Source organism: Saccharopolyspora sp. NPDC000995, assembly GCF_053599315.1.
Window position 1 is genome coordinate 26,478 of record NZ_JBSFLZ010000038.1, and the last position, 24,615, is coordinate 51,092.

22 protein-coding genes and 1 pseudogene are annotated in these 24,615 nt (G+C 64.4%); 8 read left to right on the plus strand and 15 right to left on the minus strand.

Going from position 1 to position 24,615, the window contains the following annotated elements; genetic code table 11:
- Window positions 1-6: 6 nt before the first annotated feature.
- From ACWDKQ_RS15420 to ACWDKQ_RS15435, 4 genes are all read right to left on the minus strand, one after another.
- Window positions 7-888: a carbohydrate ABC transporter permease gene (locus ACWDKQ_RS15420; protein WP_450139397.1), complete on the minus strand. Its 882-nt coding sequence runs from the start codon at window positions 886-888 to the stop codon at window positions 7-9.
- 3 nt (window positions 889-891) lie between these two features.
- A complete protein-coding gene (locus tag ACWDKQ_RS15425; protein ID WP_450139398.1) occupies window positions 892-1,845 on the minus strand; it encodes a carbohydrate ABC transporter permease in 954 nt (317 codons plus the stop codon).
- Between the two features lie 6 nt (window positions 1,846-1,851).
- Window positions 1,852-3,129, minus strand: coding sequence for an ABC transporter substrate-binding protein (locus ACWDKQ_RS15430; RefSeq protein WP_450139399.1), 1,278 nt, complete (start codon window positions 3,127-3,129; stop codon window positions 1,852-1,854).
- Between the two features lie 442 nt (window positions 3,130-3,571).
- A complete protein-coding gene (locus ACWDKQ_RS15435) occupies window positions 3,572-4,234 on the minus strand; it encodes a response regulator transcription factor (RefSeq protein WP_450139400.1) in 663 nt (220 codons plus the stop codon).
- 340 nt (window positions 4,235-4,574) lie between these two features.
- Here ACWDKQ_RS15435 and ACWDKQ_RS15440 point away from each other — a divergent pair, with 340 nt between their 5' ends.
- Window positions 4,575-4,922 carry a hypothetical protein gene (locus ACWDKQ_RS15440; protein ID WP_450139401.1) on the plus strand — a complete coding sequence of 116 codons (348 nt, stop codon included), beginning with the start codon at window positions 4,575-4,577 and terminating at the stop codon, window positions 4,920-4,922.
- 629 nt (window positions 4,923-5,551) lie between these two features.
- On the opposite strand, the gene ACWDKQ_RS15445 is transcribed toward ACWDKQ_RS15440, so the two are convergent.
- Window positions 5,552-5,881 carry a transposase gene (locus tag ACWDKQ_RS15445; RefSeq protein WP_450139417.1) on the minus strand — a complete coding sequence of 110 codons (330 nt, stop codon included), beginning with the start codon at window positions 5,879-5,881 and terminating at the stop codon, window positions 5,552-5,554.
- On the opposite strand from ACWDKQ_RS15445, the gene ACWDKQ_RS15450 reads away from it, so the two are divergent.
- A complete protein-coding gene (locus tag ACWDKQ_RS15450) occupies window positions 5,772-6,200 on the plus strand; it encodes a hypothetical protein (RefSeq protein WP_450139421.1) in 429 nt (142 codons plus the stop codon). The genes ACWDKQ_RS15445 and ACWDKQ_RS15450 overlap by 110 nt on opposite strands.
- Here the strand turns inward: ACWDKQ_RS15450 and ACWDKQ_RS15455 are convergent.
- Window positions 6,197-6,484: a hypothetical protein gene (locus ACWDKQ_RS15455; protein ID WP_450139402.1), complete on the minus strand. Its 288-nt coding sequence runs from the start codon at window positions 6,482-6,484 to the stop codon at window positions 6,197-6,199. The genes ACWDKQ_RS15450 and ACWDKQ_RS15455 overlap by 4 nt on opposite strands.
- A 333-nt stretch (window positions 6,485-6,817) precedes the next feature.
- Window positions 6,818-7,246, minus strand: coding sequence for an SsgA family sporulation/cell division regulator (locus tag ACWDKQ_RS15460; RefSeq protein ID WP_450139418.1), 429 nt, complete (start codon window positions 7,244-7,246; stop codon window positions 6,818-6,820).
- A 374-nt stretch (window positions 7,247-7,620) separates the two neighbouring features.
- Between ACWDKQ_RS15460 and ACWDKQ_RS15465 the strand changes: the two genes are divergently transcribed.
- Window positions 7,621-11,328, plus strand: coding sequence for a BTAD domain-containing putative transcriptional regulator (locus tag ACWDKQ_RS15465; RefSeq protein ID WP_450139403.1), 3,708 nt, complete (start codon window positions 7,621-7,623; stop codon window positions 11,326-11,328).
- Between the two features lie 2 nt (window positions 11,329-11,330).
- Here ACWDKQ_RS15465 and ACWDKQ_RS15470 read toward each other — a convergent pair whose 3' ends face one another.
- From ACWDKQ_RS15470 to ACWDKQ_RS15495, 6 genes and pseudogenes are all read right to left on the minus strand, one after another.
- Complete coding sequence (locus ACWDKQ_RS15470) at window positions 11,331-11,555, minus strand: hypothetical protein (RefSeq protein ID WP_450139404.1); 225 nt, start codon at window positions 11,553-11,555, stop codon at window positions 11,331-11,333.
- A 124-nt stretch (window positions 11,556-11,679) separates the two neighbouring features.
- Window positions 11,680-12,297 (minus strand): helix-turn-helix transcriptional regulator, encoded by a 618-nt coding sequence (locus ACWDKQ_RS15475; RefSeq protein WP_450139405.1) that lies wholly within the window; start codon window positions 12,295-12,297, stop codon window positions 11,680-11,682.
- A gap of 745 nt (window positions 12,298-13,042) precedes the next feature.
- Window positions 13,043-13,252, minus strand: coding sequence for a hypothetical protein (locus ACWDKQ_RS15480; protein WP_450139406.1), 210 nt, complete (start codon window positions 13,250-13,252; stop codon window positions 13,043-13,045).
- 127 nt (window positions 13,253-13,379) lie between these two features.
- A pseudogene (locus ACWDKQ_RS15485) lies at window positions 13,380-13,798 on the minus strand (sugar ABC transporter substrate-binding protein); the annotation flags it as partial.
- A 207-nt stretch (window positions 13,799-14,005) separates the two neighbouring features.
- Window positions 14,006-14,425 (minus strand): cold-shock protein, encoded by a 420-nt coding sequence (locus ACWDKQ_RS15490; RefSeq protein ID WP_450139407.1) that lies wholly within the window; start codon window positions 14,423-14,425, stop codon window positions 14,006-14,008.
- Window positions 14,426-14,653: 228 nt separating this feature from the next.
- Complete coding sequence (locus tag ACWDKQ_RS15495) at window positions 14,654-16,108, minus strand: amino acid permease (RefSeq protein WP_450139408.1); 1,455 nt, start codon at window positions 16,106-16,108, stop codon at window positions 14,654-14,656.
- A 441-nt stretch (window positions 16,109-16,549) separates the two neighbouring features.
- Between ACWDKQ_RS15495 and ACWDKQ_RS15500 the strand changes: the two genes are divergently transcribed.
- Window positions 16,550-16,786, plus strand: coding sequence for a zinc finger protein (locus tag ACWDKQ_RS15500; RefSeq protein ID WP_450139409.1), 237 nt, complete (start codon window positions 16,550-16,552; stop codon window positions 16,784-16,786).
- Between the two features lie 787 nt (window positions 16,787-17,573).
- Window positions 17,574-20,942, plus strand: coding sequence for a BTAD domain-containing putative transcriptional regulator (locus tag ACWDKQ_RS15505; RefSeq protein WP_450139410.1), 3,369 nt, complete (start codon window positions 17,574-17,576; stop codon window positions 20,940-20,942).
- A 126-nt stretch (window positions 20,943-21,068) separates the two neighbouring features.
- Here the strand turns inward: ACWDKQ_RS15505 and ACWDKQ_RS15510 are convergent, their stop codons facing one another.
- Window positions 21,069-21,395 (minus strand): nucleotide pyrophosphohydrolase, encoded by a 327-nt coding sequence (locus ACWDKQ_RS15510; RefSeq protein WP_450139419.1) that lies wholly within the window; start codon window positions 21,393-21,395, stop codon window positions 21,069-21,071.
- Window positions 21,396-21,613: 218 nt separating this feature from the next.
- The gene (locus ACWDKQ_RS15515) at window positions 21,614-22,165 is read right to left on the minus strand and encodes a PadR family transcriptional regulator (protein ID WP_450139411.1); all 552 of its coding nucleotides are present in this window, start codon (window positions 22,163-22,165) and stop codon (window positions 21,614-21,616) included.
- 137 nt (window positions 22,166-22,302) lie between these two features.
- Between ACWDKQ_RS15515 and ACWDKQ_RS15520 the strand changes: the two genes are divergently transcribed.
- From ACWDKQ_RS15520 to ACWDKQ_RS15530, 3 genes are all read left to right on the plus strand, one after another.
- Window positions 22,303-23,700, plus strand: coding sequence for a carotenoid oxygenase family protein (locus ACWDKQ_RS15520; RefSeq protein WP_450139412.1), 1,398 nt, complete (start codon window positions 22,303-22,305; stop codon window positions 23,698-23,700).
- A 2-nt stretch (window positions 23,701-23,702) separates the two neighbouring features.
- Window positions 23,703-24,422: a VC0807 family protein gene (locus ACWDKQ_RS15525; protein ID WP_450139413.1), complete on the plus strand. Its 720-nt coding sequence runs from the start codon at window positions 23,703-23,705 to the stop codon at window positions 24,420-24,422.
- A 9-nt stretch (window positions 24,423-24,431) separates the two neighbouring features.
- Window positions 24,432-24,615 (plus strand): hypothetical protein (locus ACWDKQ_RS15530; RefSeq protein WP_450139414.1); only part of this gene is annotated, 184 nt, incomplete at its 3' end.

The window sequence follows — 24,615 nt, forward strand, 5'->3', positions numbered from 1 at the left end:
ACCACCTCATCCGTTGACTGAAGCTCGCGTAATTCCGTTCACGATCTGACGTGCCAGCAAGACAAATACGATGATAACGGGCAAAACGCCGAGTGTCGTACCGGTCAGCATCAACGAGTAATCCAGGAAGTACCCGCTCGCCAGCCTCGACAGGGCGACCTGAACCGTGGGGCTCTCGTTCGGGTCCAGCACGATCAGCGGCCAGAAGAAATCGTTCCACGCCGCCATGAACGTCACCATGCCCAGCACCGCCGCTTGCGGGCGGATCGCAGGGACCGCGACGTGCCAGAACGTTCCCCACAGCGAACAGCCGTCGACCCGTGCCGCATCGACCAGCTCGACGTGCACCGCTTCCTCGCACGCTTGGCGCATCCAGAAGACGCTGAACGCGTTGATCAGTCCCGGCACGATCACCGCTTCCAAACGGCCGTACCAGCCGAAATTTCCGACCACCATGTACAAGGGGACCACGCCGAGCTGGGCAGGCACCATCACCGTACCGAGCACGACCAGGAACAGGGTGTTCCTTCCTGGGAAGCGCAGACGGGCGAAAGCGAATCCGGCGAAGCTCGACAGCACGACGGTCGACACCATGACCGTGCCCGACACGATCAACGAGTTCTGGATCGCCAACCAGAAATCCACGGTGTCGAAGACACGTCGGACGTTGTCCAGGAAGTAGCCACCTGGGATCAGCGGCGGAATCGCCTCACCGATCGCCGATCCGTCACTCGAAGCCACCACGAAGGACCAGTACAGCGGGAAAACCGACGTCGCGACCACCGCGAAGAGAAAACCGTAGACCAGACCGCCGGGCCGGCGGTCCAGCCCCCGCGCGCGCGCGGAACCGCGAACCTGCGGCGGTCGGCCAACAACACTCGCGCTCATGACTCAGCCGCCTCCCCGAATTCGACGGACCAGCGCGAAGTTCGCCAAGGCGGACAGCAGGCAGACAACGAACAACACCCACGCGATGGCAGCCGCGTACCCGGCGTCGAAAAGGCCGAACCCCTTCTCGTACAGGTACATGGTCAACGTCTGAAACTGGCGGTCGTTGCCACCGACTCCCGCGGTTCCCGACGAGTCGAACAGCTGTGGCTCCGCGAACAGCTGCAGGCCACCGATCGTCGACACCACCACGGTGAAGATGATGGTCGGTCGGATTCCCGGGACGGTGATCGACCAGAACGACCGCCACCTCGATGCTCCGTCCAGCGCTACGGCTTCGTAGAGCTCCCTCGGGACGTTGCGCATAGCCGCCAGGTAAAGCAGGGCGTTGTAGCCGGTCCAACGCCACATCACCATGACCGCGATGGCCAGGTGGGAGGACCAGCGCTGCCCCTCCCAGTCCACGGGTTCCACCCCGAACATCCCCAAGGCCCAGTTGACCACGCCGAAATCACGCCCGAACAACTGGGCGAAAACCAGCGCCACGGCGACCACGGAAACGACGTTCGGCAGCAGGACGCCGGCCCGCCATGCGGTTCCCGCGCGCAATGGCCGGTTAAGCAAGGCCGCAATGCCGAGAGCGGCCAACAATTGCGGAACGGTGGAAACGAGGAAGATGCTCGTGGTGTTGAACAGCGCGTTGTAGAAGTCGGGGTCGGCGAACAACGCGGAGTAGTTCGCCAACCCGACGAAACCCTGATCGCCGTTGATCAGGTGCCAGTCGTGCAGCGAGACCCACGCGGTGTACAGCAGCGGGAAAAGGCCGAACACCGCGAACAACACGAAGAAAGGCGCGATGAAGAGGTACGGCGTCACTCGACCGTCGACCCTGGCTAACAGCTGGCTCGAACGTGAGCCCGAAACGGTTGACGGCAAGGACGCCGGGCGCGCTGGCATCGGTCCCTACTTGACTGCTTCGCGTGCCTGCTGCACTGCTTCGGCCCACGCCTCGTCGAGGGTTTGCTTCCCGTCTTCGACGCGGCCAAGCGCCAGACCGAACTTCGGGCGCACGAGGCTGTCCTTAGGACCGCGGTAGTTCGGTCGCAGGGTGTCCGCAGCGGCCGCGTAAATCTTGCCCACCGGTGCGTTGTCGAAGTAGGGATCGGTCTTGCTGACCACCTCAGGGGCCTGGTAAGCGGCTGGTGTGCTGGGCAGGATTCCGCTCTGCAAGAAGATCTTCTTCTGCTGCTCTGGAGCGGTCAGCCACTTCGCGACGTCGTAGGCTTCCTTCTGGTGTGCGCTCTGCTTGGGCACAGCAAGGTAGGAGCCGCCCTGGTTGCCGCTGTTGCCGGGAACCGTCGTGACGTCCCATTTGCCCGTGTTCGCATTGCCGCCCGCATCCTTGATCTGCTCCAGCATCCAGGCCGGGCAATTCATGACGGCGAACGAACCCTGCTTGACCGCGACGTTCCACGCCTGGGTGTAGGTGGTCACCTTGGCGGTCTGCCCCTTCGCCCCGATGCTCCCGGCGATGTCGAAGGCGCGGCGCAGGTTCGAGTTCCGGTCGGCAATGAACGAATCGTCCGCCTTGGAGAAGAAGTTCTCCTCGGACTGGTTGAGGATCGCGGTGTAGATGCTGCCGGCGGAATCGGCGAACTTCGCATCAGGTACCGCCGCGCTGAACCGATCGGCAACAGCGGCGAACTGTTCCCAGGTGGGCCACAACTTGGCCACCTCATCGCGGTCGGTTGGCAAGCCAGCCTTCCCGAACATGTCACGGCGGTAGCAGAGTGCGAGACCGCCCATGTCAGTCCCGAGGCCGAGGACGAAGCTGCCGTCCTTACTGACCCCCTGCTCCCACTTCCAAGGGGCCCACTGGCCCTGCAACTCCTTGGCCCCGAAGTCGGCCAGGTTGACGAACTTGTCCTTCGACTGCAGGAACTGCGGCATGTACTGCTCTTCGATCGCGACGACGTCGGCGACGCCGCTCCCGCCTGCGAGATGGGTGGCCAGCCCCTTGTGGTGAGCCTCGAAGTCGGAGACCTGGGGCACGAGGTCGATGTTTGGGTGCTGCGCCTCGTACTCCGCGAACAGCGGTTCGTAGCCGAACTCGCCGAAGGTCGCGACCTTGATCTCAATCTTCCCGCTGTCGGATCCGCCGACTCCCCCGCAACCTGCCAATACCACCAGCAGAACCATGGTCAACGCGAGGGTTGACCAGGACGAACGTCTCATCGTCATCGCACTTCCTCAATCTGTCAGTCGCCAACCACCATGTCGCAAACTGATCATGAGTTCACCGGGCACCGAAAAGTGTGTCCACATCGGGAAGCCGAATCTGCCCATTGGTACATCCTGCCACGGTCGTGTGACCGCGGACGATCACCAGGATCCACGTGGGCCACGGCGGCAATCCCTCCAAAAAGGGACTTGCCAAGCAAGCGTCCCTGCTGCCACAATCTTCTAATTTTCGATCTACGCCCGCACCGTGCACCTGTGGTTTGATCGCCCAGGCTGACGCTGCTGAGGCATCGAGCTTCCAGAAGATTGCCTCGCAGAGCGAACTTCCTCGTTCGGCGACGAAAAACAGATTCTCCAACATCGGCGGTACGGCCGTCAGCAATTCGCACCCGTCCGCACCCTTATTGCGGCGCCCGAACGGGAACCGGACTATTGACGCGTGTCAGATCACGCCTGCGCGCATAGCGTAGGCGACGACATGTGGCCGGTTGCGCAACTTGAGCCTGTTGGTCATTCCGTAGATAACGTTCTTCACGGTGCGCTCCGAATAGGCCAGCTTCTCAGCGATATCAGCAGTATCCAAGCCCTCGGCCAGCAAGCGGACGACCTCCAGCTCGCGAGGTGTCAACCCGGAAGCACTGATACCGCGCGGCGCCAGGACCTCCCGCTGCAGACGAGCAATCTCGCGGAGCAGCTCTCCGATCAGTTCCGGCGGCAGCACGCCGCCTCCGGTCGCGGCGACCTGGATGATTCTAATCAAATGATCCTCGGTGGCCGCACTCCGTGGAATCACCGCCGCCACACCACATTCCACCGCCGCGAGCAAACCAGCCGGATCCAACTGGTCAATCACCAGGACCGCACTGCGCTCCCAGTCAGTCCCCAAGGCACGCAAGGCGGTCACCCCGTCAGTCAGCCGCTCGGCTGCCAGGACGACGACGTCCACCTCGACCAGGCTTCGATTCGGCACCACCAACACCTCGGCGCGAGAGTTGAGGCAACTTACAAGCCCAGCATGCGTAATGGCATCGGAGCCAAGCACAGCCACGCGAACTCGTTCCATCGCACCTCCCGTGGTTTCTCTCTCCCACTGCACGAACAACATGCCGGAGCCGACTCCACAAGGTCTCTACGTCTTCTCCAGATCAGCTCTACCACGCGCGTGAAGTCCCGCGGAAATCTCGCCATCCCACCTCCGCACATGTGTTTAGCCGAACCCGCCACCACGTGCGGATACGTGCAGCTTCGCAGGGACACGAGGGCAACGCGCTAGCCGATACCTCAGCGGGGCGCTAACGTTGCAATACAGGCATCGGGAACGAATACTCCCACCTGAAGCTTTTATCGCGTCAATTGCCAGCCAAAGGCGGTCCGCATCCCTGCGGCAAAAAGATCAGCCGCACACTTTCATACCTTATGCTCGGACCGCCCAAAGGGAGGATGAGATGTCCATCACGGACCGGGATACAGCCCTACCGGCCACCCAACCACAGGATTTCACAGGCGCCCTCGATCAGGTGCTCTTCCACATGGGCTCAGCCCTCGACGAGGAGCAAACGAACATGGTGGCAAACGACCTGGAGCGCGGAAACGTGCTGGCCGCAGCGGAGGCGATGGCGTCCATCGGGGCGGAAAAACGGCGGCGGATGTCCCGCGAGGACCGTGGCCTTCTCCGCATGGTCATCGAAACGTACGACGGCAACCTCACGGATGTTGATCGCTTGGACTCGCAAGCTGTTCTTGACGCCCCGACCGTCAGGATCAGAGCACCCCGCTTCCTCGGTCTGGCTTGATCCCCGGAAACGCCCGAAAGCCAGCTACGCAGAAATACCAGAGGCTGCCTTCTACGAAGGGCATGGCGCCTGCGCCGTCCGAGGCACCTCCCCAGCGAGCCGCGTTCACGGTCGTCTCCCCGCGTTCGTTGATTCTGCCGGTGTACACCGAAGACAGGGCGATGTGCCCGCCCCACGGCTCGGCTCATCCGAACGTCCAGCTCAGGGTATGTGTGGTCGTCCGAAAGTCGACATCCGTGCGGTGATTCCGCGAGAGCGCAGCCCGCAAGCTCTCCGCATGCACGCGCGTCTTCAGCAGCAAGATCCACTCAGTGCGGCACGGCCTCGAACCCCGCAGCCGCCGGTGATCCTGCAAAGACCCGCCGACTTGTGGAGACCCACTCGAGGGGTAGGAATTCCTACCCCCTATTCTGCTGCCAGAAAAGGCGCGGATTGGGCGAGACCGCAGGTCGGTCTTTGAACCAGCGCAGACGCAGCACTGCCTGACAGAAACAACTCAATGCCTGGCGTCCTTTGCGGGTACGACAACGGCGGCGGTCATCGGTCAGCAACTTGCTCGAGATACCAGGCGTGTTCACGGGAAACGTCGAGCGTGATGCACCTATGCCCATCAGGCCGCCCGCGCGGTCTCACAAAATTGTCAAACGGGCGTGGCGAGTGCATCGCGGATGATTCGGTATACGGCCCGAGTTAGGAAGCGTTCGAGACAGCGAATGATCTCGCGTCTGGACCGACCTTCGGTGCCTCGCCGTTGCAGGTACTCGCGGGTGCGCTTGTCCCATCGCAGGCCGGTGAGTGCGGCTCGGAGCAGCGCAGCGTTGGCCCGCCGATGCCGCCTCTGTTGCGGCGATGGCGCTGAGCTTGCCCGAGGACGCCTCGACCGGGCTGACACCGCACAACGCCGCGAACGAGGACTCGCTTCGCAACCGGTGCGGGTTATCGCCAGCGGCGATGCGCAGCGTCGATGCGGAGTCCGGGCCGATACCACGCAACTGCAGCAATGCGGGCGCGGCGGACTTGACGGCCGTGGTGATGCGCTGCTGGAGGTCGTGGATTTCCTCAGCGAGCTGTACTAGATACGACAAGACGGCCGACCGAGGTGTACGCGACAGCGGCGGCGAAACCGCAACATGCCTTGGAATCCAGGTTGGCGGAACGGTCAACGAGCCGGCTGAGACTCACCGAAGCGAGTTCTTCGCGCAACTGCGGCGCGGCGTTGACCACGACAGTTTTGAGTTGGTCGCTCGCCTGCACCTGGCCTTCACCGCAATGTCCTAGGCGAGTTTGAGCACCCGAATCGCTTCCACCGGCCGGTCACCGCTTTTCGGCGTGACCCCGGCCTCACCGGATAACACCGCGCGGGCGGCTGCCTCGGCATCCACCGTGTCGCTCTTGCCGCGGCGCCTGCACATCGCCCGGTTCGGCCTGTTGACCTCGACTACATCCACACCGGCGGCACGCAGGAAGTGGGCCAGCCCCGCCCCAACGAGGATGAGATCCGGCTGTCGGTCTGAGGCTGCGGCAGAATGCTGGTCATGGGCGTTGTCCGCTGGTCTGCTCACCGAACACAACAGGCCCACCGCCGACCGTGACGGTCAGACCTGTGATCGTGCCGGACGCGAAGGTCCCTATCGAAACACGTTTATCAAACCGACGGCGGCAAACCCTCCGCGAGTCGTAGCCGACTGATCACGCTCAAGGCATCAAGGCCAGGCACGATACGATTCAGACCACGCACCGGAACAAGCCTCCACCATCATCACAGGCAAACGCTAGATGATCACGTGGGGTCCGCCCGGAAGAAGATGATTGTGATGAGGACTGTTCTATCAAGGACCCAACGCCGCCTCTCAACCCAGGCGACCGGCGACACAGCCTTACTGAGATTACCTCAATCAATGCAGGTCAGTCTGCAGTAATCGACTAAGTTCCTCATCGATGCTCATCCACTGGCGCTCGTCACCGGGGGCGACGACGTCGTAGGTTTCGTCCAGGAACTCCGCCAGTTTGTCAGCGGGCGCTTCGAAAGCGGCCGCCCCGGAGGGCGAGCTCAATGCGATGATGACGAGCTCGTGGTTGTCGGGGTGAGGGGTTATCTGCATGTCACCTTCGCCACTCGCAACGAGCAGCCCGTCCGCGACCAGGTCCCGGGCGATCACCCAGTCGATCTGACCACTCGTCCCCGCGTGGAAGCTCATGTTCACCGCGTACGGCTCACGGCTCTCGTACCGCAGTTCCACCCAAACCGGCGCCTTCACGCCCGCCGGGGCCATCAGGTCGAAAACCGCGGTAGAGCGGATCGTCTTGTGGTTCTGGCTCACCATGGCTGCACTCCTTAGCGTCGGATCCTGCACGTCAACCAGCATGGCCGTGCTGGATCCACAACTTCTTCACGCCGTCTTCAGGCCGCCGCAAACCGCCGACGACCACCCGCCGCAAGGCGTGGAACAGCCCAGGGGTCAAGCTGACGAGCAGAAATGACACCGGCCTCGAGATGCCGTCAAAGACGTCGCGGTGTCGATGCACCCCTCCTAACGGCGCGCGTGCACAAAGAGGCAATCCTTCGGGCAAACTGTAAGCGTGTACAAACGGGCAGTCCTTCGCGCAAACAAGATCAAGGACACAAACGGATGCCCGAAGGTGCACTACCTTGCAAGAGACCCAACCATCGGTGGCTTCTGTGTAACTAGGGGTGGCAATGCCTGCGAGCGTGAGCGGCCCGCTCAAGGTCGAATTGCTAGGGCCTTCACGCGCTTGGCTCGGACAAGAGGAGATCACGCTCGGCCCACCACGCCAACGAGCGGTGTTCGCGGCGGTGGCGCTGCACGCCAATCACGTCGTCTCCCGACATGAACTCATCGACGCCCTGTGGGGAGAACGCCCCCCCACCAGCGCCGAAGGAAGCGTCTACACCTACATCTCAGGCCTGCGCCGCAACCTCGAACCGCAGCGCTCCCGACGGTCCAACGACGGCGTCCTGGTCTCACAACCAGCCGGTTACACGCTTCGGCTCGCCCCGGAAGCCCTGGACGTAGCCATCTTCGAGCGACTGCGCGCCCAGGGCCGGCAACAGCTTTCCTCCGGTGACTGCGAGGCCGCCGTTAAATCCCTGGACGCTGCGTTGGGTCTGTGGCGCGGGGAAGCGCTATCCGGCATTCCGGGGCCATTCGCTGAGCGCCAACGCGAACGCCTGGCGGAATTGCGCCTAGCGACCATCGAACACCGTTCGAACGCTGTCCTCGCACTGGGCGGTCACGTGGATTTGGCTGCGGAGCTTGCCGGGCTGGTCCGCGACTTCCCGTTGCGGGAGTCCCTGCGCGTGTTGTTAATGACCACCTTGTACCGCAGCGGACGACCGGCGGAGGCATTGGAGGTCTACCGGGACGCCCGCCGGATGCTGGTTGACGAGCTCGGTGTCGAACCAGGGCCCGAGCTCAGTCGAGTGCACGAACAGATCCTGTCCAACGATCCCGCACTGGACGCAGAGCCGGCGAGGGCATCGGTGGCTAGCAGAGCACCACGGTCGACCAGCAGCGCACCGCTCTCGATCGTTCCGGCCCACGTCACCCGTGCACTGCAGCGAAGCGAGGAAAGCCGCTTCGTCGGACGCGCTTCGGAAGTCGCACGCCTGCAGGACTTGGTTGTCGAGGTACTCGCGGGCCGTGGCCGACCGGTGTGGATCGAGGGCGATCCGGGGATCGGAAAATCCGAGCTGCTCACAGTTGCTCTCGCAGATGCCGGCCGCCGCGGCTGCCAACTCGCATGGGCGGTGGCCGACGAACTGAGTCAGCGATTCCCGCTCCAGGTCATGACGGAGTGTCTCGGCATCGACACGACGGCATCCGACCCGCGGCGGGCACAGCTTGCCGCCACCCTGCACGGTGAGCATTCCGCTGACCCGGTTCACCGGCTACTCGAACTCGTCGATGAGATCTGCGCGATCTCGCCGCTGATTCTGGTCATCGACGATCTGCAGTGGGCGGACGAGGCCAGCGTGCTGGTGTGGCACCGGCTCTGCGCGGCGACACGCCAACTACCACTGCTGCTGGTCGCGGCATCACGCCCGGCACCAGACCGGGCGGAGGTGGGACAACTGCGCCGCGCCGTCGAATCGCGGGATGGCGAGGTTTTCCTGATGGCTCCGCTGTCCGAGACCGAGACCGAACAGCTGCTCGGCGAATTGGTCGGCGCCAAACCAGGTCCGGTGCTGCGGGAAATCGCCGGACGCGCCGCGGGAAACCCGATGTACGTCCAGGAAATGACCGACGCCTTGCTGCGGGCCGACGCCGTGGCCATCGGCGACGGCACTGCCGACGTCCCTGCGTCATCGATCTCGGATGCCCCTCAATCCCTCGTTGCCGCTGTCGGTAAGCGACTCGACTTCCTATCCCCACGTGCCCGGGAAGTGCTCCGCTGGGGTGCGCTGTTCGGTCTGGAATTCTCCGTCACCGACGTTGCCGCGGCCACTGGCCAACAAGTGTTCGAGCTTCTGGCGGCCTTTGAGGAAGCTGTCGCTGCCGATGTCGTCGTCGATGCCGAGACCCAGCTGGCGTTCCGGCACCCGCTACTGCGGCAGGCGCTCTACGACGGAATCCCGAAGGCAGTGCGGGGCGCGCTGCACCGGCAGGCGGCGGAGGCATTCGCCCGCGGCGGTGCCCCGGTGCGACAGGTCGCCGAACAACTCCTGGCCGCACCGGCCGCCGACGACCGCTGGGTGCTGGAGTGGCTGGCGGACAACCACGTCGCGGTGTCCAACCGGGCGCCGCTGATCGCCATCGAGCTGTTCGAACGTGCGCTCGAAAGCTGCCCGACCGGTGACGCCAACCGAGAAGTGCTGCTCGCCGCGCTCGCGAAGGTGCAGTTCCGGGCGGGCCGCGACGCTGAGCCGAAAGTGCGGCAAGCCCTCGCCATCGCGACCGACCCGTACCGGTCGGCGGAGATGCGACAGCTGCTGGCAGCGATGTTGTTCCGAAGGGGCGAAACAGGCGCGGCGATCGACACTCTGGGGGGCTCGGCAGACGATCTCGCGGTCCCGGAGATCTGGCGAGCCAGGCACAGATCGTTGCAGGCCAACTTCCGCCGCGGCGACCTCAGCGACCTCGACGCGACCGAGAATAGCGCCATTGACGCCTATGCGGAGGCGGTGACGGCGGGTGAGCCCTACCCGATCGCGCACGCGTTGCAGACCAGGTGGCTGGTGGACACGGTGCGCCGGGATCACAGGCGAGCGCTGGAGTACGTCGACAGGGCGCTCGAGGTGATCGGCGATGATCCCGATCTCTCCGAATTCCGCTTCGATCTGCTCGACAACCGGACGTTCACCTTGCAGAACCTGGATCGCCTGGGCGAGGCGGAAGAGGCGATGCGCTCGGCCCGCAAGGTCGCGGCACAGCACCTTTCGTCCAGCGGACTCCAGGTGACCGAGGCGGTGCACTACTACTGGGTGGGCCGCTGGGACGAAGCCATGCTCGAGTTGCAGACCCTGACCGAGGATGGACCTGCGATCTCGTTCTACGGGTTGCGCGAGCCCGGTCCGGCCGCGTTGCTCTCGCACGGAGTCGGCGCGTTGATCGCCGGGCGGCGGGAAGACACCAAGACGACCGCACGTCATCTCGACGCGGCCGAGGAGTACTCGCCGGCGAGCGGCGCGGAGCGAGAAAACGTCGACTTCTTGCTGGTCGCGCAGGCACTGGCGGCCGAGCAACGCGGGGAACCGGACAAGGCTCTGTCCATCATGGATCCGATCCTAAGTCCGGGGTTCGCGCCTCTGATGCTGCGGCACCAATGGCTGCCGGACCTCGTCCGGCTGGCGGTTGAGCTCGGCGACCTCGACCGGGCACACCGAGCGTTGGACGTGTGCCGTGAGGAAGCGGCCGAGGAAAGTCAGCCGGCTCGGGCGTTCACCGCAGCTGCCCGCTGCGAAGGACTCATCTCGGGCGACCCCGAACCGATCATGGCCGCGGCGCAGCACTACCGAGAGGTGGGGCGCGGGGTCGAATTCGCCGCAGCTCTAGAAGATGTGGCGCTGCTCCTGGCGCAACGGGATCTGCAGGACGACGCCCAGCGCAAACTCGATGAGGCCGTTGAGCAATTCGGCCTGCTGTCCGCCCGCTGGGACATCCGCCGAGCCGAGTCCAGGCTCCGCGCACATGGGATTCTCCCGAGTCCGCACGCCCGGGTCGTGCGCCCCGCCGAAGGCTGGGCTGCCCTGTCTCCGGAAGAGGTCAGGATCGCAATCCTGGTCTCGGAAGGACGTTCCAACCCGGACATCGCGGCCGAGCTGGCCGTCCCACGGCGAATTGTGCAAAGCCATGTAACCAGCATCCTGGGCAAGCTGAACGTGCACTCTCGATTCGCTGTCGTCGACGAAGTTCGCAGACACGTCCCAGACAAGGCGCTGACCTGAATTCACACGTAATCGCCTGGGTCGACATCCAACAACAGATCTCGCAACGCCGCGCGCAACCGTTCGACCTGCGACGGCGTGAGCACCACGTCAATACCATCTGGAGTGGTCAGAACCATCCTACGTCCAGCGAACACAAGCGTCAGTTCGCGATCGCTGCCCTGTTCGTCGGAGCACGGAAGCACGCATCCCGCTGTATTCGCGGGGATCTCATCCGTGGCGAGCATCGAGGTCCTCCTTCGTGCCGCGACCTTCCGGCATACGCCGGATTCGGTAGCCAGCGCAGGGAAGTTAGCCGAGCGGCCACCGGTTTCGCGTAGTCGCACACCCACGTCGGCCGTCTCCTTCTGATCAGATCGCTCCGACTCTCATCGCATAGGCCACCGCGTGTGGCCGGTTGCGCAGGTTGAGTCGATTGGTCACCCCGTAGACGACGTTCTTGACCGTCCGCTCGGAGTAGCACAACCGTTGCGCGATCTCCGCGGTGTCCAGTCCGTCAGCCATCAACCGCAGTACGTCTACTTCCCGGGAGGTCAACCCGGATGCGCTCAAGCCCTTCGGGGTCAACACTTCCCGCTGCAGGTAATCGACCTGCTTGAGCAACTCGCCCAGCAGGTTGGGTGGCATCATGCCGCCACCCTTGGCCGCGGCGATCACGCTGCTGATCAGTCTCGATCCGGTAGCCGCAGTGCGCGGCAGCACAGCCACCACGCGGGATTCGACCGCACCGAGCACATCAGCCGGGTTGAGTTCGTTGGTAACAAGCACTCTGGGCACCGACCACTGCTGTGCGGAAAGCCGCATATCGGCCAAAATCTTGGCATTGACGCGATCTGCGGCGAACACGATCACATCAGCTTCAGCGGGGTTGGGCACCACGAAGAGCTCCGTGCGCGTCTTGAGGAAACTCGTCAAGCCCGCCAGGGTGATCGGGTCTTCGGCTTGCACGCCCACGCGCACTCGGTTCATCGGGGCCTCCCACACGCTCTGTGATGTCGTGATCTCAGTGTGCGAAGACCGTCTTCACGATTTCTCTACATCTTCTCTACGTTTGTTCTCCCGACCAGAACTGTTGCGCGGTCAGGCTACACCGGCTCCACTCCTCGAGCGGGAGATCGATCCAGACGACATGCAGTTGGGCGGCCTTTTCGTTACCCGCCGCACGGCACCTCAGGACGTGCTGGCGGGCGTCCGACATCTCAGTCTCCAATTGCCGCAACACAAGCCTGCCATCCTCGGGCTGATCTCCCGTTGCCAAAACGTTTCCTCCCCGTAATGTCTGGACGACCATGCCTGAGGTATCCACTCCGCCCCTCGGGACTGGCCAAATGAGTAACCCGGGTTGCCTCGTCGCACCGTCCATTCGAGCAAATGCAAAGTCGCCGCAAGTAGCAGCTGAACGCGGGCGGCGAACACTGGCCGGCGTCGAGGGCCGGCGTGAGGCGGCACATTGAGCCGAACCTGGCGCCGAACGGGTACAGCTCATCCCTCAGGCAGCAGGCACCGCCCGAAACGTCGCTCTCAGCGCTGATCGCGGCATTCCAGCGGGACGGAACGCGCTGTTGTTTGACCTGTAACCGCTTGTGGACTTCTGACAGCGAAGATCACGTCGGCATTCGGCTCACCGGAGGGGTGCATCGCTTGACGTCCTCCCCACGGCTAAAGCCGGGAGTCTGCGCATTACGTCTACCTGATCAAGGGCCTGCGGCCACCATCAGTCGGTCGGCTCGACCCGGTAGCGGACCTCGCGCGGGGACAACGTGGTGGCATGGACAAAGATCTGCTTTTCACCAGCGAGCAGGACCCCGCGCGCGAACCGCCCGATGGTCCGATGAAGATGAACCGGCACGAGTTCAGGACTCGCCGCCGACACGAGGAAGCAAACATCCATCCGATTGCCGAAGAATCCCAGGTGAGCGTCCAATTCAGCGCGAACGCCTGGCCGCAACGCCGCAGTACCCCGGTGCTCGGTGTGGACAGGTTGAGCCGACCAACGTGGCGTCGCCAAAGGCAACCCCTTCCTTGCGACCAAAGTGAACATTTGCGCGCCACGCGTAGTCGCGCGCCGTCTGCTGGTACTCGGGGATCTGGTAGGGCGACAATCGGCTGCCCGGTGGGACCTGGCTTTAGCCAAGCGCACAGGTGTAGAGCCAGCCGCTGGCCGGCGTGGACTGCACCGGTGCCGCGACGTAGCTCGACTTCCCGACGATCGCGCTGCGGGATTCTCATTGATGCTGGTCATCACCGTCGCCTCGTACCAAATGGCCGCTTGGCCCTGCGCGTAGCGCGTGCCGCACTCGGAGAAGCCGGCGTTGGAGGCACCCACTTCGCCGTGATTTCGCAACAATTCGACGTAGAAGTGCGCCGCTGCATGGAATTCCGGGGACGTGAGCTGCGCGTTCCAGTTCTGGTCGTACCAGCGCCCGCCGAAGGTGTTCACGATCGTGCTGAAGACCGCGAGACTCTCTCCCTGTCTCGTTCGCGCAGCGGTGGCGCCCGCCGCAGCTAAACACGACTCAGCCGAAATCCGAGTTCCAGACCGCGAAAACGATTGGCGGTCGGTCGTGGGGCAGGTGATAAATGTCGCATGCCCGGTCAGAAGGGCGTTGCGCCCCGACCGGGCATGCGGATCTTCCGGGCGTTCAGCGAAGCCAGTCCACGACGCCGGGGAGGCCTGTCAGTCCTCCACCCAGCCGTGGCGCCGCGCGAACGCAACGAGTTGCTCGCGCACCTGCAGGATCTGCCCGCCCGTCATGTCGGGCGCAGCCTCGATCAACACATTCGTGACGTTCTCAGTGAACTCGACCGGCGTCAGAACGTCGCACAAATCATCATCACTGGCGCTCATCCGACCATCGTCGGCGACCTGCGCCACCGACGCTTGCGCAACGGCGCCGAGCAACCGCACAGCTACGGCCTTCGTGCCCTGGTTGCCAGGCGCCGCCTCGAACTGGACCCGCGTGCCGCCGCGAAGAACCTGCTTGAGTTGCTCACCCAGGATGGACGCGTGCAGGAACACGTCATCACCACCGGTGTCCGGCTCAATGAAACCGAACCCCTTGATCCCATCGTACTTCACAATCGTACCTGTTTTCACCGCTACTACCCTCAACCTCAAGTCCGACTCCACACCACCAACAATTCCATCAATAGTTTAGCGCCCGCGACGCCGAAAACAGAACCCATCGGGACACTCTTTTCGCTGCGCGCAGCGAAAAATACGAGAACGCGGTCACGAGCTACCCCGAATTACCCGTGACCGCGTCCCGTGCCGGCGTTCCCTAGGCGCGGACAAAGGGCGCACCGACGTTCTGGAGGAACCCGGCTAATGATCCTCGCCGGTTCCCTCCAGAGCCTTCGCCGCGGCCACCCGCTTGCGGACGCAGAACCAGCCGATCACCAGTGCAACCGCGAGCACCGGCACACACAGCAGGGTCATCCGCCCTGCCGGGACGTCGAACCACATCAGGAACGCGACGGACAGCAAGAACGCGATCGTGACGATCTGGGTGACCGGCGAGCCTGGCAAGCGGTAGGTCGGCCGCGTGACTGCTCCGGTCCGCGACTTGCGCACGAACAGGAGGTGGCACAGCATGATCATGCCCCAGGTCGTGATGATCGCGATCGCAGTAAAGTTCAGGACGATCTCGAACGCGTCACCGGGCACCACGTAGTTGAGCCCCACACCGAGCACGCAGACCGCGCCAGTGAGCATGATCCCGCCGTAGGGCACCTGGCTGCGGTTCATCAAGCCGGTGAACTTGGGAGCCGAACCGGCTGCCGCCATCGAGCGCAGGATGCGGCCGGTGGAGTAAAGGCCCGAGTTGAGGCTGGACATCGCCGCGGTCAGCACCACGAGGTTCATCACGTCACCGACAGCCGGAATTCCGACTTGCGACAGGACGGTCACGAACGGGCTCTCGCCCTTCTGGTACGCGTTCCACGGCAGCAGCATCGCCAGCAACACCACTGAACCGACGTAGAAGATGCCGATCCGCCACATGATCGAGTTGATCGCCTTCGGCATGATCTTCGCCGGGTTCTCCGTCTCCCCCGCGGCGACACCGACCAGCTCCACGGCGGCATAGGCGAACACGATCCCCTGGACCACGAGGACCAACGGCACCAGACCGTTGGGAAGGATACCTCCGTGGTCCGTGATCAACTGCGGCCCTGGCACCGTGCCACCGATCGGATGTGCCGTAACCAGCAGACCGATACCAATCGCCATGAACGCGACCAGTGCGCCGACCTTGATGATCGCGAACCAGAACTCCATCTCACCGAAAAGCCGCACCGAGACCAGGTTCAGCGAAAGCACCACCACCAGCGCCACCAGCGCCAGCACCCACTGCGGCACGGGCACGAACAAGCTCCAGTAGTGCGCATACAGCGAGATCGCAGTGATGTCGGCAATACCCGTTGTCGCCCAGTTCAGGAAATACATCCACCCGGCAACGAAAGCTCCCTTCTCGCCCATGAACTCCCGCGCGTAGGACACGAACGCACCCGACGACGGCCGGTGCAGGATCAGCTCGCCCAGCGCACGCACAACGAAGAACGCGAACACACCGCAGACGCCGTACGCGATCGCCAGCGCCGGGCCAGCCTGCGCCAACCGTCCACCCGCTCCGAGGAAAAGCCCGGTACCGATCGCACCCCCAATCGCGATCATGTTGATGTGCCGAGGTTTCAAGGACTTGCTGTATCCCTTGTCCCCAGGGTCCACATGTGCTTCCGGTTCCGGCTGACTGGGATCCTGTAGTGTTTGCTTAGTCACAGAGTTCTCTCGTTTCCGGTGTCATCTCCTGGACAACACGCCAATGCGACCCACGGAAGATCGCTAGACTCGTCGTGCTCGTGACACTTGGAGAGGAATGCTGAGGCTAAGGTTCCGAATGGTCAAGATCTCCGCACAAGAACGGGATGTCCGGGCAGCTCCCATGTCCCACTGAGGCAACTCTTCCTGTTTTGCTCCGAAAATCCTGCGCGAACGGGCAGCGCCCGTAGCGCTACATTTGTCGACGAAGCACCGAATTGTGATTTAGGCCATCTCGGGCAACCCGAAGGGGCACGTAGGTGCCGACCAATCGCGAATTACCCGCTTGCTTTCGTAACGTCGAGGTCTTGCTTTCGTAACGTCGACATCGCGAGTCGGTTGATGCAGCGGCATCGAGAACCGACGGCGCCAGTTCCGCAACGACATGTGGAGACGATCAACGTGAGCACCGTTCGGTGGCGGCCGGTGTACGGCGCCAGACATGCCATGCGCAAGGAGCAACTTCACCGCGAGCTCGGCACCGAGTTAACCGCACTTTGCGGTAAGACCATCAAATTAGTCCGGCCAAAGGAAACCGACTGGTTCTGGGAGAGCTGCCCAGACTGCTGGGCCGCAGCGAAGACCATCAACAGCGCCGCGGCCCGCGAGAGGACGCTGCACCGAGGTGATTTTCGGTGAAGGATGGGGCCGCCGTGCCCGTGGTGGGCCCGGATGAGTGCGACTCTGCCGGTGGTGCCGATTCACGAGGCCGGTGGTGAAATGTCGCGGAGCGCCCCAGCGGGACGCGAGCGCAGCGAATCCACATTCACCCAAACGCACAGTCCGCGCAACATGTCGTGTACCCGAGCCGGGTACGACGTTGCAAGCCCCGGGGCGGGAACCCGCCGGGCTTGAGTCAAGGCTTGGACGTCGCCGCCCTGCCGTCGGGGTCTTGCCGGAATACCACCACCGGTCGATCTGGGTGCCTTTGAACACTTCTGCTTCTCACCGACACGGCCGGAGGAGAGAATCTTTACGTCCAGAATCACAAAGCGTGACCGCAGGTTTTGCCCGATTGGAGGGCTTCGTGCAGATCCGGGCTTGGGCCGCCACCCATGATGAACTGTCGAGATACCGGTAGCCGGTCGCGTGATCAGCGGTCGACGTGGGGACCACAGGACGGTCCGCAAACGCCGCAGCCCAGCAATGCCTGCGAAAACGGGGTCGGCGACCAGCGTGCCTCGCGTGTGCCGATACGGCACGTGATCAAGAGGAGCCCTCCCCTGGTAGATCACATTTGGTCAACACTTGGACCGATCCTTGCTCAAATCACCTCACTGAATCGACTTTGCACCCGAAGTGTGTAATAGGACCGGCTCTTGGCGGGCATGGGCTCGGGTATTGTCACCGCGCGCACTCGAGCGGCTGACTCCGATTGGTGCGCCTTGCGCCTCGACGAGTGTGTACTGAGGACTGGAGTGACCCGATGACTGCCGAACTCCGCATCGAGTTACTCGGCCCGGTGCGGGCCTGGCGCGGAACCGAAGAGCTCGCGCTCGGTTCGGCCCACCGCCGGGCCGTCCTGGCCATCCTAGCGATCTACGCCAACCGTGCCGTCTCGCGGCAGGAGCTCATCGACGCAGTGTGGGGCGAGACTCCCCCGACCAGCGCGGAAGGCAGCATCTACACTTATGTTTCCGGCATTCGCTACGCTCTGGAGCCCGGGCGCGCACGACGCTGTGCCGAGGAGCTCCTGACCTCGGTGAGCGCTGGCTACTGCCTGCGGATTCCGGCGGAGGCGTGCGATGTGCACCGCTTCCAGGAGCACCGTGATCGCGCCCAGCGTTGCTGGGCCGCACGGGACGCGGCCGGAGCCATTGAAGCATTGGATTGCGCCCTGCGGCTTTGGAAGGGCGAGGCGCTCTCAGGCGTTCCCGGACCGTTCGCCACGAACCAACGAGCGCGCCTCGCCGAGTTGCACCTCGCGACACTGGAACGGCGCGCCGAGCTCATGCTCGCCGCGGGGGGACATGCCGAGATAGTCGCGGAGCTGTCGATTCTGGCACGTGAACACCCATTGCGAGAAGGATTGCGCGAGCTGTTGATACTCGCGCTCTACAGATGTGGCCGACAGGCTGACGCACTGGCGGTCTTCCACGAAACCCGCCGAACGCTGATCGAAGAGTTGGGCACCGAACCGAGGCCGAGGCTGCAAGACCTGCACGAGCAAATACTGGCCAATGCCCCCGGACTGACGCACACCGACGTTCAGGTACCAGGCCCGAAACCGACGCCACCCAAGGTGGCGTCGGTCGGATCTCCGCAACCTATCCGTCCCGCCAACTTCGTCGGCCGTGCGGACGAGGTGGCCTTCCTGCGCACAGCGGTGTCCGAGGTCGCTGCGGGAAAAGGGCAGTCGGTGTGGCTGGAAGGTATGGTCGGCATCGGGAAATCGTGGTTGCTGGCCGAAGGACTCGCCGAGGCGACGGCGTCGGGCTGCCAACTCGCGTGGGGGGTTTGCGACGAATTCGACCAGCCTTTCACGCTGCATGCCCTGCTGGACTGCCTCGGTATCGAGCCGGATTCGGCGGATCCCCGGCGTGCCGCACTGGCGTACGCTCTGGGCGGCGGTCACCGCGCATCGGTTCCCGCAGACTGCCTGCCGGAGGCCGTGCACCGCCTGCTCGGACTGGTCAGCGAGCTGTGCGCGGAAGCTCCGCTGATCTTGGTGCTCGACGACCTCCAGTGGGCCGACGAAACGAGCCTGTTGGTATGGCAGCGCTTGTGCGAGGCCAGCAGGCAGCTGCCGCTGCTGCTCATCGGGGCGTGCAGACCCATGCCGTCTCGGTGCGGACTGCAGCGACTGCGCGCCTACGCAGAAGTCGAGAGCGAGGCTATCGCACTCGCGCCTTTGCAGGATTCGGAGGTGGGCGATCTCGTCCAGAAGATCGTTGGGCTGCCGGTCAACGCCGAGCTGCGGAAACTGGTCCACAGCGCGGGTGGAAACCCCCTGTTTATCCGGGAGATCGTCAATGGTCTGCTGCGCACTGGCTCGATCGTCTTCGCCGACGACAAAGCCGAGACCGACCCGTCGTTGCGAGGGGTGGTTCCGGACGTCGTGCTCTCGGCGATCGGGAGCCAGCTGGTGTTCTTATCCGGCCCGACTGCGGATTTCCTGCGTTGGGCCGCGCTGCTCGGCGAACGCTTCTCGCCGACCGACGTGGCGACCGCGCTGGGAAAGCCGGCGTCGGAACTGAGCGAGGTGATCGACGAGGCGTGTGCCACCGGGCAGCTGAAGGAATCCGGGGAATTGCTCGCCTTCCGTTATCCGGTGGTGCACCAAGCCTTCTACAGCCGGATTCCCAAGGCCGTCCGGCTGGCGTTGCACCGGCAGTTGGCAACAGCCCTGGCTCAGGCCGGAGCGCCAGCCGAGCGGGTCGCTGGCCAGTTGATCGCAGCACCGGAGCCGGTGGATTCGTGGGTGGTCGACTGGCTGCAAGCCAACGTCGCTGTCTTGGCCAACAGCGCGCCGCGCACCGCGACGGCGTTGTTGCGGGCCGCGCTCAACCACGTATCGATGTCCGGTCCGGCGCGCGAGAAGCTGTCGGCGACCTTCGCTCGACTGCTGTTCTCGTTGGGCCGAGTATCGGCGAACACAGCTCAGTACGTGTTGTCTAGGACCACCGACAGCCTGCTCGCTGCGGAGGCACGTCTGATCCTCGCTTACAGCCACTATCGCAAAGACCAGCTCGGCGCCGCCCTCAGCACGCTTCGTCCGGCGATGTGTGACGAGCGTGTTGCCGATAGCTGGAAGAGGCGGATTCAGCCCCTGCTAGACAGCTTGGACTCCGCCGACCCGGCCGTGCTGCCCAACCAACGCGTGGCGCACGACTCGCTCGACCGACCGGACGCCTTCAGTGCGGTGCCCGAACTCGCTGACCTGTGGCTGCTCGCCCTGCAGGACACGACACTCGCACTTCAGAGTCTGGAGCACCTCAACGACCCCTTGGCGGCTTTGCGGGGTGCCGAGCATTTCGCGACCTCATACACCCTGCCTGGTGAGATCGCGCTTGCCGGCGCAGTGCACTACTACTGGCTGGGGATGTGGGACGACGCGCTCGCCAGGGTCACCGCGGTGACCGAATGTGCACCGGAGACGGAGTCATACTTGCTGGCGCGGCCAGGTGCGTCCACGATCGTTCACGGAGTCGCGGCGTTGATCGCCGCGCACCGCGACGACCAGGAGACGGCGTTGGCACACCTGCACTGCGCAGGACAGTGGTCACGGACCGAGTTCCAGCCCGGCATCGATCTCGTGCTCGCGACACGGTCGTTGCTCGCCGAGCAGCAGGACCGACTGCCTGAGGCGCTGGCCTGGCTCACCCCCATCATCGAATCGGACTTCGCGCCGATGGTGCATCGTTACCGATGGCTTCCCAGAGTGGTCCGGTTGGCAACGCACCTGGGCAAACCCGATCAGGCGCGAGCCGCGCTGCGGGTGTGCGAGTCCGATTGCAGCCGAACCCCGTCACCGTCACGTGAGGCGGCAGTCGCACATTGCCGAGGGCTCGTCACCCGCGATCCCGGGGAGGTCGTCGCGGCGGCAGACCACTACCGGTGCATTGGCCGCAGGATAGAACGCGCCGCCGCCGACGAGGACGCCGCAGCCCTGCTCACCGAGCGCGGTCTTGTCGACGAAGCCCGAGCCGCACTGATGTCTGCCCTCTCGGCATTCATCGATGTGGGGGCGTTCTGGAACGTTCAACGCGTCGAGTCTCGAATCCGGGAGCTCGGAAACCGCCGGATCGCAGCCGCATCAGCGCGACATCAGACGTCTTCGCCGCCACAATATTGAATGAGGTGCATCGACGCGACGATCGCCGGCACCGCGCCGGTCGAGGTGTCCTCCGGCGACGTGAAACGAAACCGGCTCGCCCGCGCTGGGGATCGTCAGCTCAGCAAGCTCGATGAACTGCCTTGCTCAGGTGGTTGGCGGGAAGCGGGTCTCGTTTCGCTCGACCTTGGCATAGGCGGCCGCGATCAGATCGATCCCGCACACGTCGGTCAGGCGGACCAGGTAGAGCAACACGTCGGCTGCTTCGTCCGCAAGCCGCTCCTTGAGAGGGCCCTCTGTCAGCGCGACCTCGGCCCCGCCGTCATCGAGCCACTGCAGCTCCGCGATCAGCTCGCCGGCCTCTCCGTTGAGCGCCATCGCGAGGTTTTTCGGTGTGTGGTACTGCTCCCAGTCCCTGGCTGCCGCAAACTCTCGCAACCTCGACCGAAGCCCCGCAACACTGTCCATGGTCATCACCGTAGAGCCCGCAGAGCTCTGCTGTCCGGCCGCCTCCCGGAAGGACTCAGCGCGCGGAAGCGCCTGATGATCGGGCATGGTCCTACCCCAGCTTGTGCGCGCACTGATTCGGCTGATGGAAGCAGCAGGAGCCACCGATCGCGCACCAGTGCCTGGTGCCGTGAGCCGTTACCCCGACGTAGGCTGCTGCCACATGCTGCGACAGCTGCTGGAGCTCATGGGGTGGCGTCGGCGGATTTCTCGTCCGGCGCAACCCGCGACAACTCGGCCTGGGCCCATTCCGCCCATTCCAGCATCGCCTGGTATTGGCGCAAGCCGTACTCGGCCGCTAGTCGGCCGAACTTCCACTGCCCGTCGGGTCCACTGACCGCCTCCATCCTGGCTTCCAGTTCGGCCACCTCATGTTTCGCGTGGTCATGAACACCGCGCAGCAGGGGTAGCGCTTCCGCCGGATCCAGAGTGGACATCAGGAAGAGCCTAAGCACGAACTCATTTCGGACGGGCTGCAGGGAAGACCAGTCCGTGAGCCAGCTGTGCAGCGCTTCCCTGCCGGTTTCGGTGAGCGCGTAGGTGCGACGACCTCGCGCGCCTTCCGCCACGACAGCGATCAGGCCGTCGGCGGCGAGCTTGTTCAGCTCGGGATAGATCTGACTGTGCCTGGCGTGCCAGGCGTACCGCTTCAGGGAGTGCTCGAATCGAAGCGTCAGGTCGTAACCGCTCTGCGGTTGGTCGGCCAGCAGTCCGAGCAGGGCATAGCGCAGCGACATCGTTACCTCCGAAGCCGAACCCTACCTGACGAAACAGTCATGTACATCTGCACATGTCGTATTTGACATGTCGAAAGATGCCTGTCAAAGTCATCGCCGAAGTTGCTGGGATCTCTCTCGTTCCCGAAGGGGGAACAATGACGGAAGTCGCCGAAGCCTTACCGGCCTACCTCGTCGGACACCTGGCCCCTGTGCCCGACGAGGTCGAGGCCTTAGACCTGCCGGTGACCGGCGCACTGCCCCGGGAGCTGGCCGGCCGGTACTTGCGGAACGGGCCCAATCCGCTGCCAGGAGAAAGCCCCGGGCATTGGTTCGCAGGGCACGGCATGGTGCACGGCATCCGGATTCGCAACGGCCGCGCGGAGTGGTACCGCAATCGCTGGGTGCGCACGAACCTGCTCGAAGGCCGTTTCGAGGGCGCCGGTGGCGCGGCGCGGGACCGCTCGGTCACCCCGGCAAACACCCACATCATCGAGCACTCGGGGCGCCTGCTCGCGCTCTGCGAGGGCGGGCTGCCCTACGAGCTCACCGCAGACCTGCACACCGAGGGGCCACGCGCGTTCGGCGGTCAGCTGACCAATGGGATGACGGCCCATCCCAAGGAGGACCCGGCCACCGGCGAGCTGCACTTCTTCGGCTACGGGTCCCGGCCGCCGTACCTGACCCACCACCGGTTGTCACCCGCCGGCGAACTCGTCCGCAGCCAGGTCGTCGACGTGCCGGGGGCGACGATGATGCACGACTTCGCCATCACCGAGAACTACGTCATCTGGCTGGACCTTCCAGTGACCTTCGACCTGGACCTGGTCGGCCGCGCCATCCCCTACCGGTGGAACGACGATTACGGCGCCCGGCTGGGGGTGATGGCGCACGACGGAAAGCCGGACGTGCGCTGGTTCGACATCGACCCCTGCTACGTCTTCCACGTCGGCAATGCCCGCGAGGACGCGGCCGGACGCGTAGTGCTCGACGCGGTGCGCTGGGACCGGAACACCTTCCGAGCCGGCTGGTCGCGGCTCGGTGGCGACGGTCGCACCCGACGCGCGGGCGGGCTGGTCGACGAGTTCGCCGGTACCGGTCGCAGCACCCTGCACCGCTGGATCTTCGACCTTGCGGCCGGTTCCGTGCAGGAGCAGGTTATCGACGATCGGGGAGTCGAGTTCCCGACGCTGAACGACAAGCACATCGGCCGCGACAACCGCTACCTGTACGCCGTCGCCGAGCAGTTGGACAACTCCAACGCCGGTGCCGCGATCGTCAAGTACGACACCGCCACCGGCGTCGGCGAGCTGCACGATCTCGGTGCCGACCGGACCGCGGGCGAGGCCACGTTCGTGCCCTCGGCAGATGCCCGCAACGAAGACGACGGCTGGCTGCTGTCCATCGTCAGCGACCGCACCGGCAAGGGTTGCGACCTCGTCGTGCTCGACGCCACCGACACCTTCACCGCCCCGGTTGCCACCGTGCACCTACCCCGCCGGGTGCCCACCGGATTCCACGGATCTTGGGTACCCGACGCAGAATTGGATGCCTGATCATGATGACTTCCCAGTACCGCACGACAACCGCTGCCCCGACCGACACGCCCACGATGTCCCGGCCCCAGGCGCAGCCGCCTTCGGCGGTCCGCAAGTTCCTGAAGATCTTCGGCGGTCTGCTGGTTGACGTGGGTCTGCCGATGGCGGCCTACTACGGCCTGCGATCCTACGGTTTCAGTGAACACGTGTCGTTGCTCGCCGGCGCCGGAGTGGCCGGGGCGCGTTTGTTGTTCGTCGCGTTCCGCGCCGGGAAACTGGAGCCGTTCGCAGGCTTCATGCTGCTTACCTACCTGCTCGCGCTCCCGCTCGTCCTGATCTCCGGGGACGATCGCGCTCTCGTCATCAAGGATTCGCTGGGCACCGGTCTGACCGGGCTGATCTTCCTGGCCAGCTGCTTCGTCGGCAAGCCAGCGATGTTCCACGCCGCGAGGCGGTTCCGTTCCGCCGGCGACAACGTCAAGGCGTGGGAGGGACTTTGGGGATCGAACCCGGGTTTCCGCCGCAGCTTCATCTTCATGACCGCGGTGTGGGCGGTCGCGCTGCTGGTCGAAGCGGGGGTGCGCGTCGGGCTCGCCTTCGTGCTGCCCATAGACGTGATGGTCGCGCTGTCCGCGGTGCTCGGTATCGGTACGATCGCGCTGCTGCTGACCTGGACGATGTTCTACGGTGCCCGCCGGCAGCGGCGCCTCAAGCAGGCCGCACCTGCAAGACGGGCGTGAGCTGACCACATGACGGTGGTCGAAGCGGCTCTCACTAGAAATCACCGAGAACGAGGCCCTGGGCTGCCCATCGCGCAGCGCACGGCGCAGTTCATCCCGACCGCGCTGGATTCCGGCGACGAGCCGTTTCAGGCGCCGAGCGGGCAGATCCGCGACCGCCTCAACGTCGCCGACTTGCGCGACGAGGAACGGC

Excerpts from the sequence above, each read along its gene's own strand:
- ACWDKQ_RS15475 (WP_450139405.1), bottom strand. The coding sequence starts at position 12,297 with ATGAACCGAGTGCGCGTGGGCGTGCAAGCCGAAGACCCGATCACCCTG.
- ACWDKQ_RS15450 (WP_450139421.1), top strand. The coding sequence starts at position 5,772 with ATGGCGCTGAGCTTGCCCGAGGACGCCTCGACCGGGCTGACACCGCAC.
- ACWDKQ_RS15515 (WP_450139411.1), bottom strand. The coding sequence starts at position 22,165 with ATGTCGCTGCGCTATGCCCTGCTCGGACTGCTGGCCGACCAACCGCAG.
- ACWDKQ_RS15425 (WP_450139398.1), bottom strand. The coding sequence starts at position 1,845 with ATGCCAGCGCGCCCGGCGTCCTTGCCGTCAACCGTTTCGGGCTCACGT.
- ACWDKQ_RS15440 (WP_450139401.1), top strand. The coding sequence starts at position 4,575 with ATGTCCATCACGGACCGGGATACAGCCCTACCGGCCACCCAACCACAG.
- ACWDKQ_RS15420 (WP_450139397.1), bottom strand. The coding sequence starts at position 888 with ATGAGCGCGAGTGTTGTTGGCCGACCGCCGCAGGTTCGCGGTTCCGCG.
- ACWDKQ_RS15435 (WP_450139400.1), bottom strand. The coding sequence starts at position 4,234 with ATGTTGTTCGTGCAGTGGGAGAGAGAAACCACGGGAGGTGCGATGGAA.
- ACWDKQ_RS15510 (WP_450139419.1), bottom strand. The coding sequence starts at position 21,395 with ATGACCATGGACAGTGTTGCGGGGCTTCGGTCGAGGTTGCGAGAGTTT.
- ACWDKQ_RS15505 (WP_450139410.1), top strand. The coding sequence starts at position 17,574 with ATGACTGCCGAACTCCGCATCGAGTTACTCGGCCCGGTGCGGGCCTGG.
- ACWDKQ_RS15460 (WP_450139418.1), bottom strand. The coding sequence starts at position 7,246 with ATGGTGAGCCAGAACCACAAGACGATCCGCTCTACCGCGGTTTTCGAC.
- ACWDKQ_RS15525 (WP_450139413.1), top strand. The coding sequence starts at position 23,703 with ATGATGACTTCCCAGTACCGCACGACAACCGCTGCCCCGACCGACACG.
- ACWDKQ_RS15470 (WP_450139404.1), bottom strand. The coding sequence starts at position 11,555 with ATGCTCGCCACGGATGAGATCCCCGCGAATACAGCGGGATGCGTGCTT.
- ACWDKQ_RS15520 (WP_450139412.1), top strand. The coding sequence starts at position 22,303 with ATGACGGAAGTCGCCGAAGCCTTACCGGCCTACCTCGTCGGACACCTG.
- ACWDKQ_RS15465 (WP_450139403.1), top strand. The coding sequence starts at position 7,621 with ATGCCTGCGAGCGTGAGCGGCCCGCTCAAGGTCGAATTGCTAGGGCCT.
- ACWDKQ_RS15430 (WP_450139399.1), bottom strand. The coding sequence starts at position 3,129 with ATGACGATGAGACGTTCGTCCTGGTCAACCCTCGCGTTGACCATGGTT.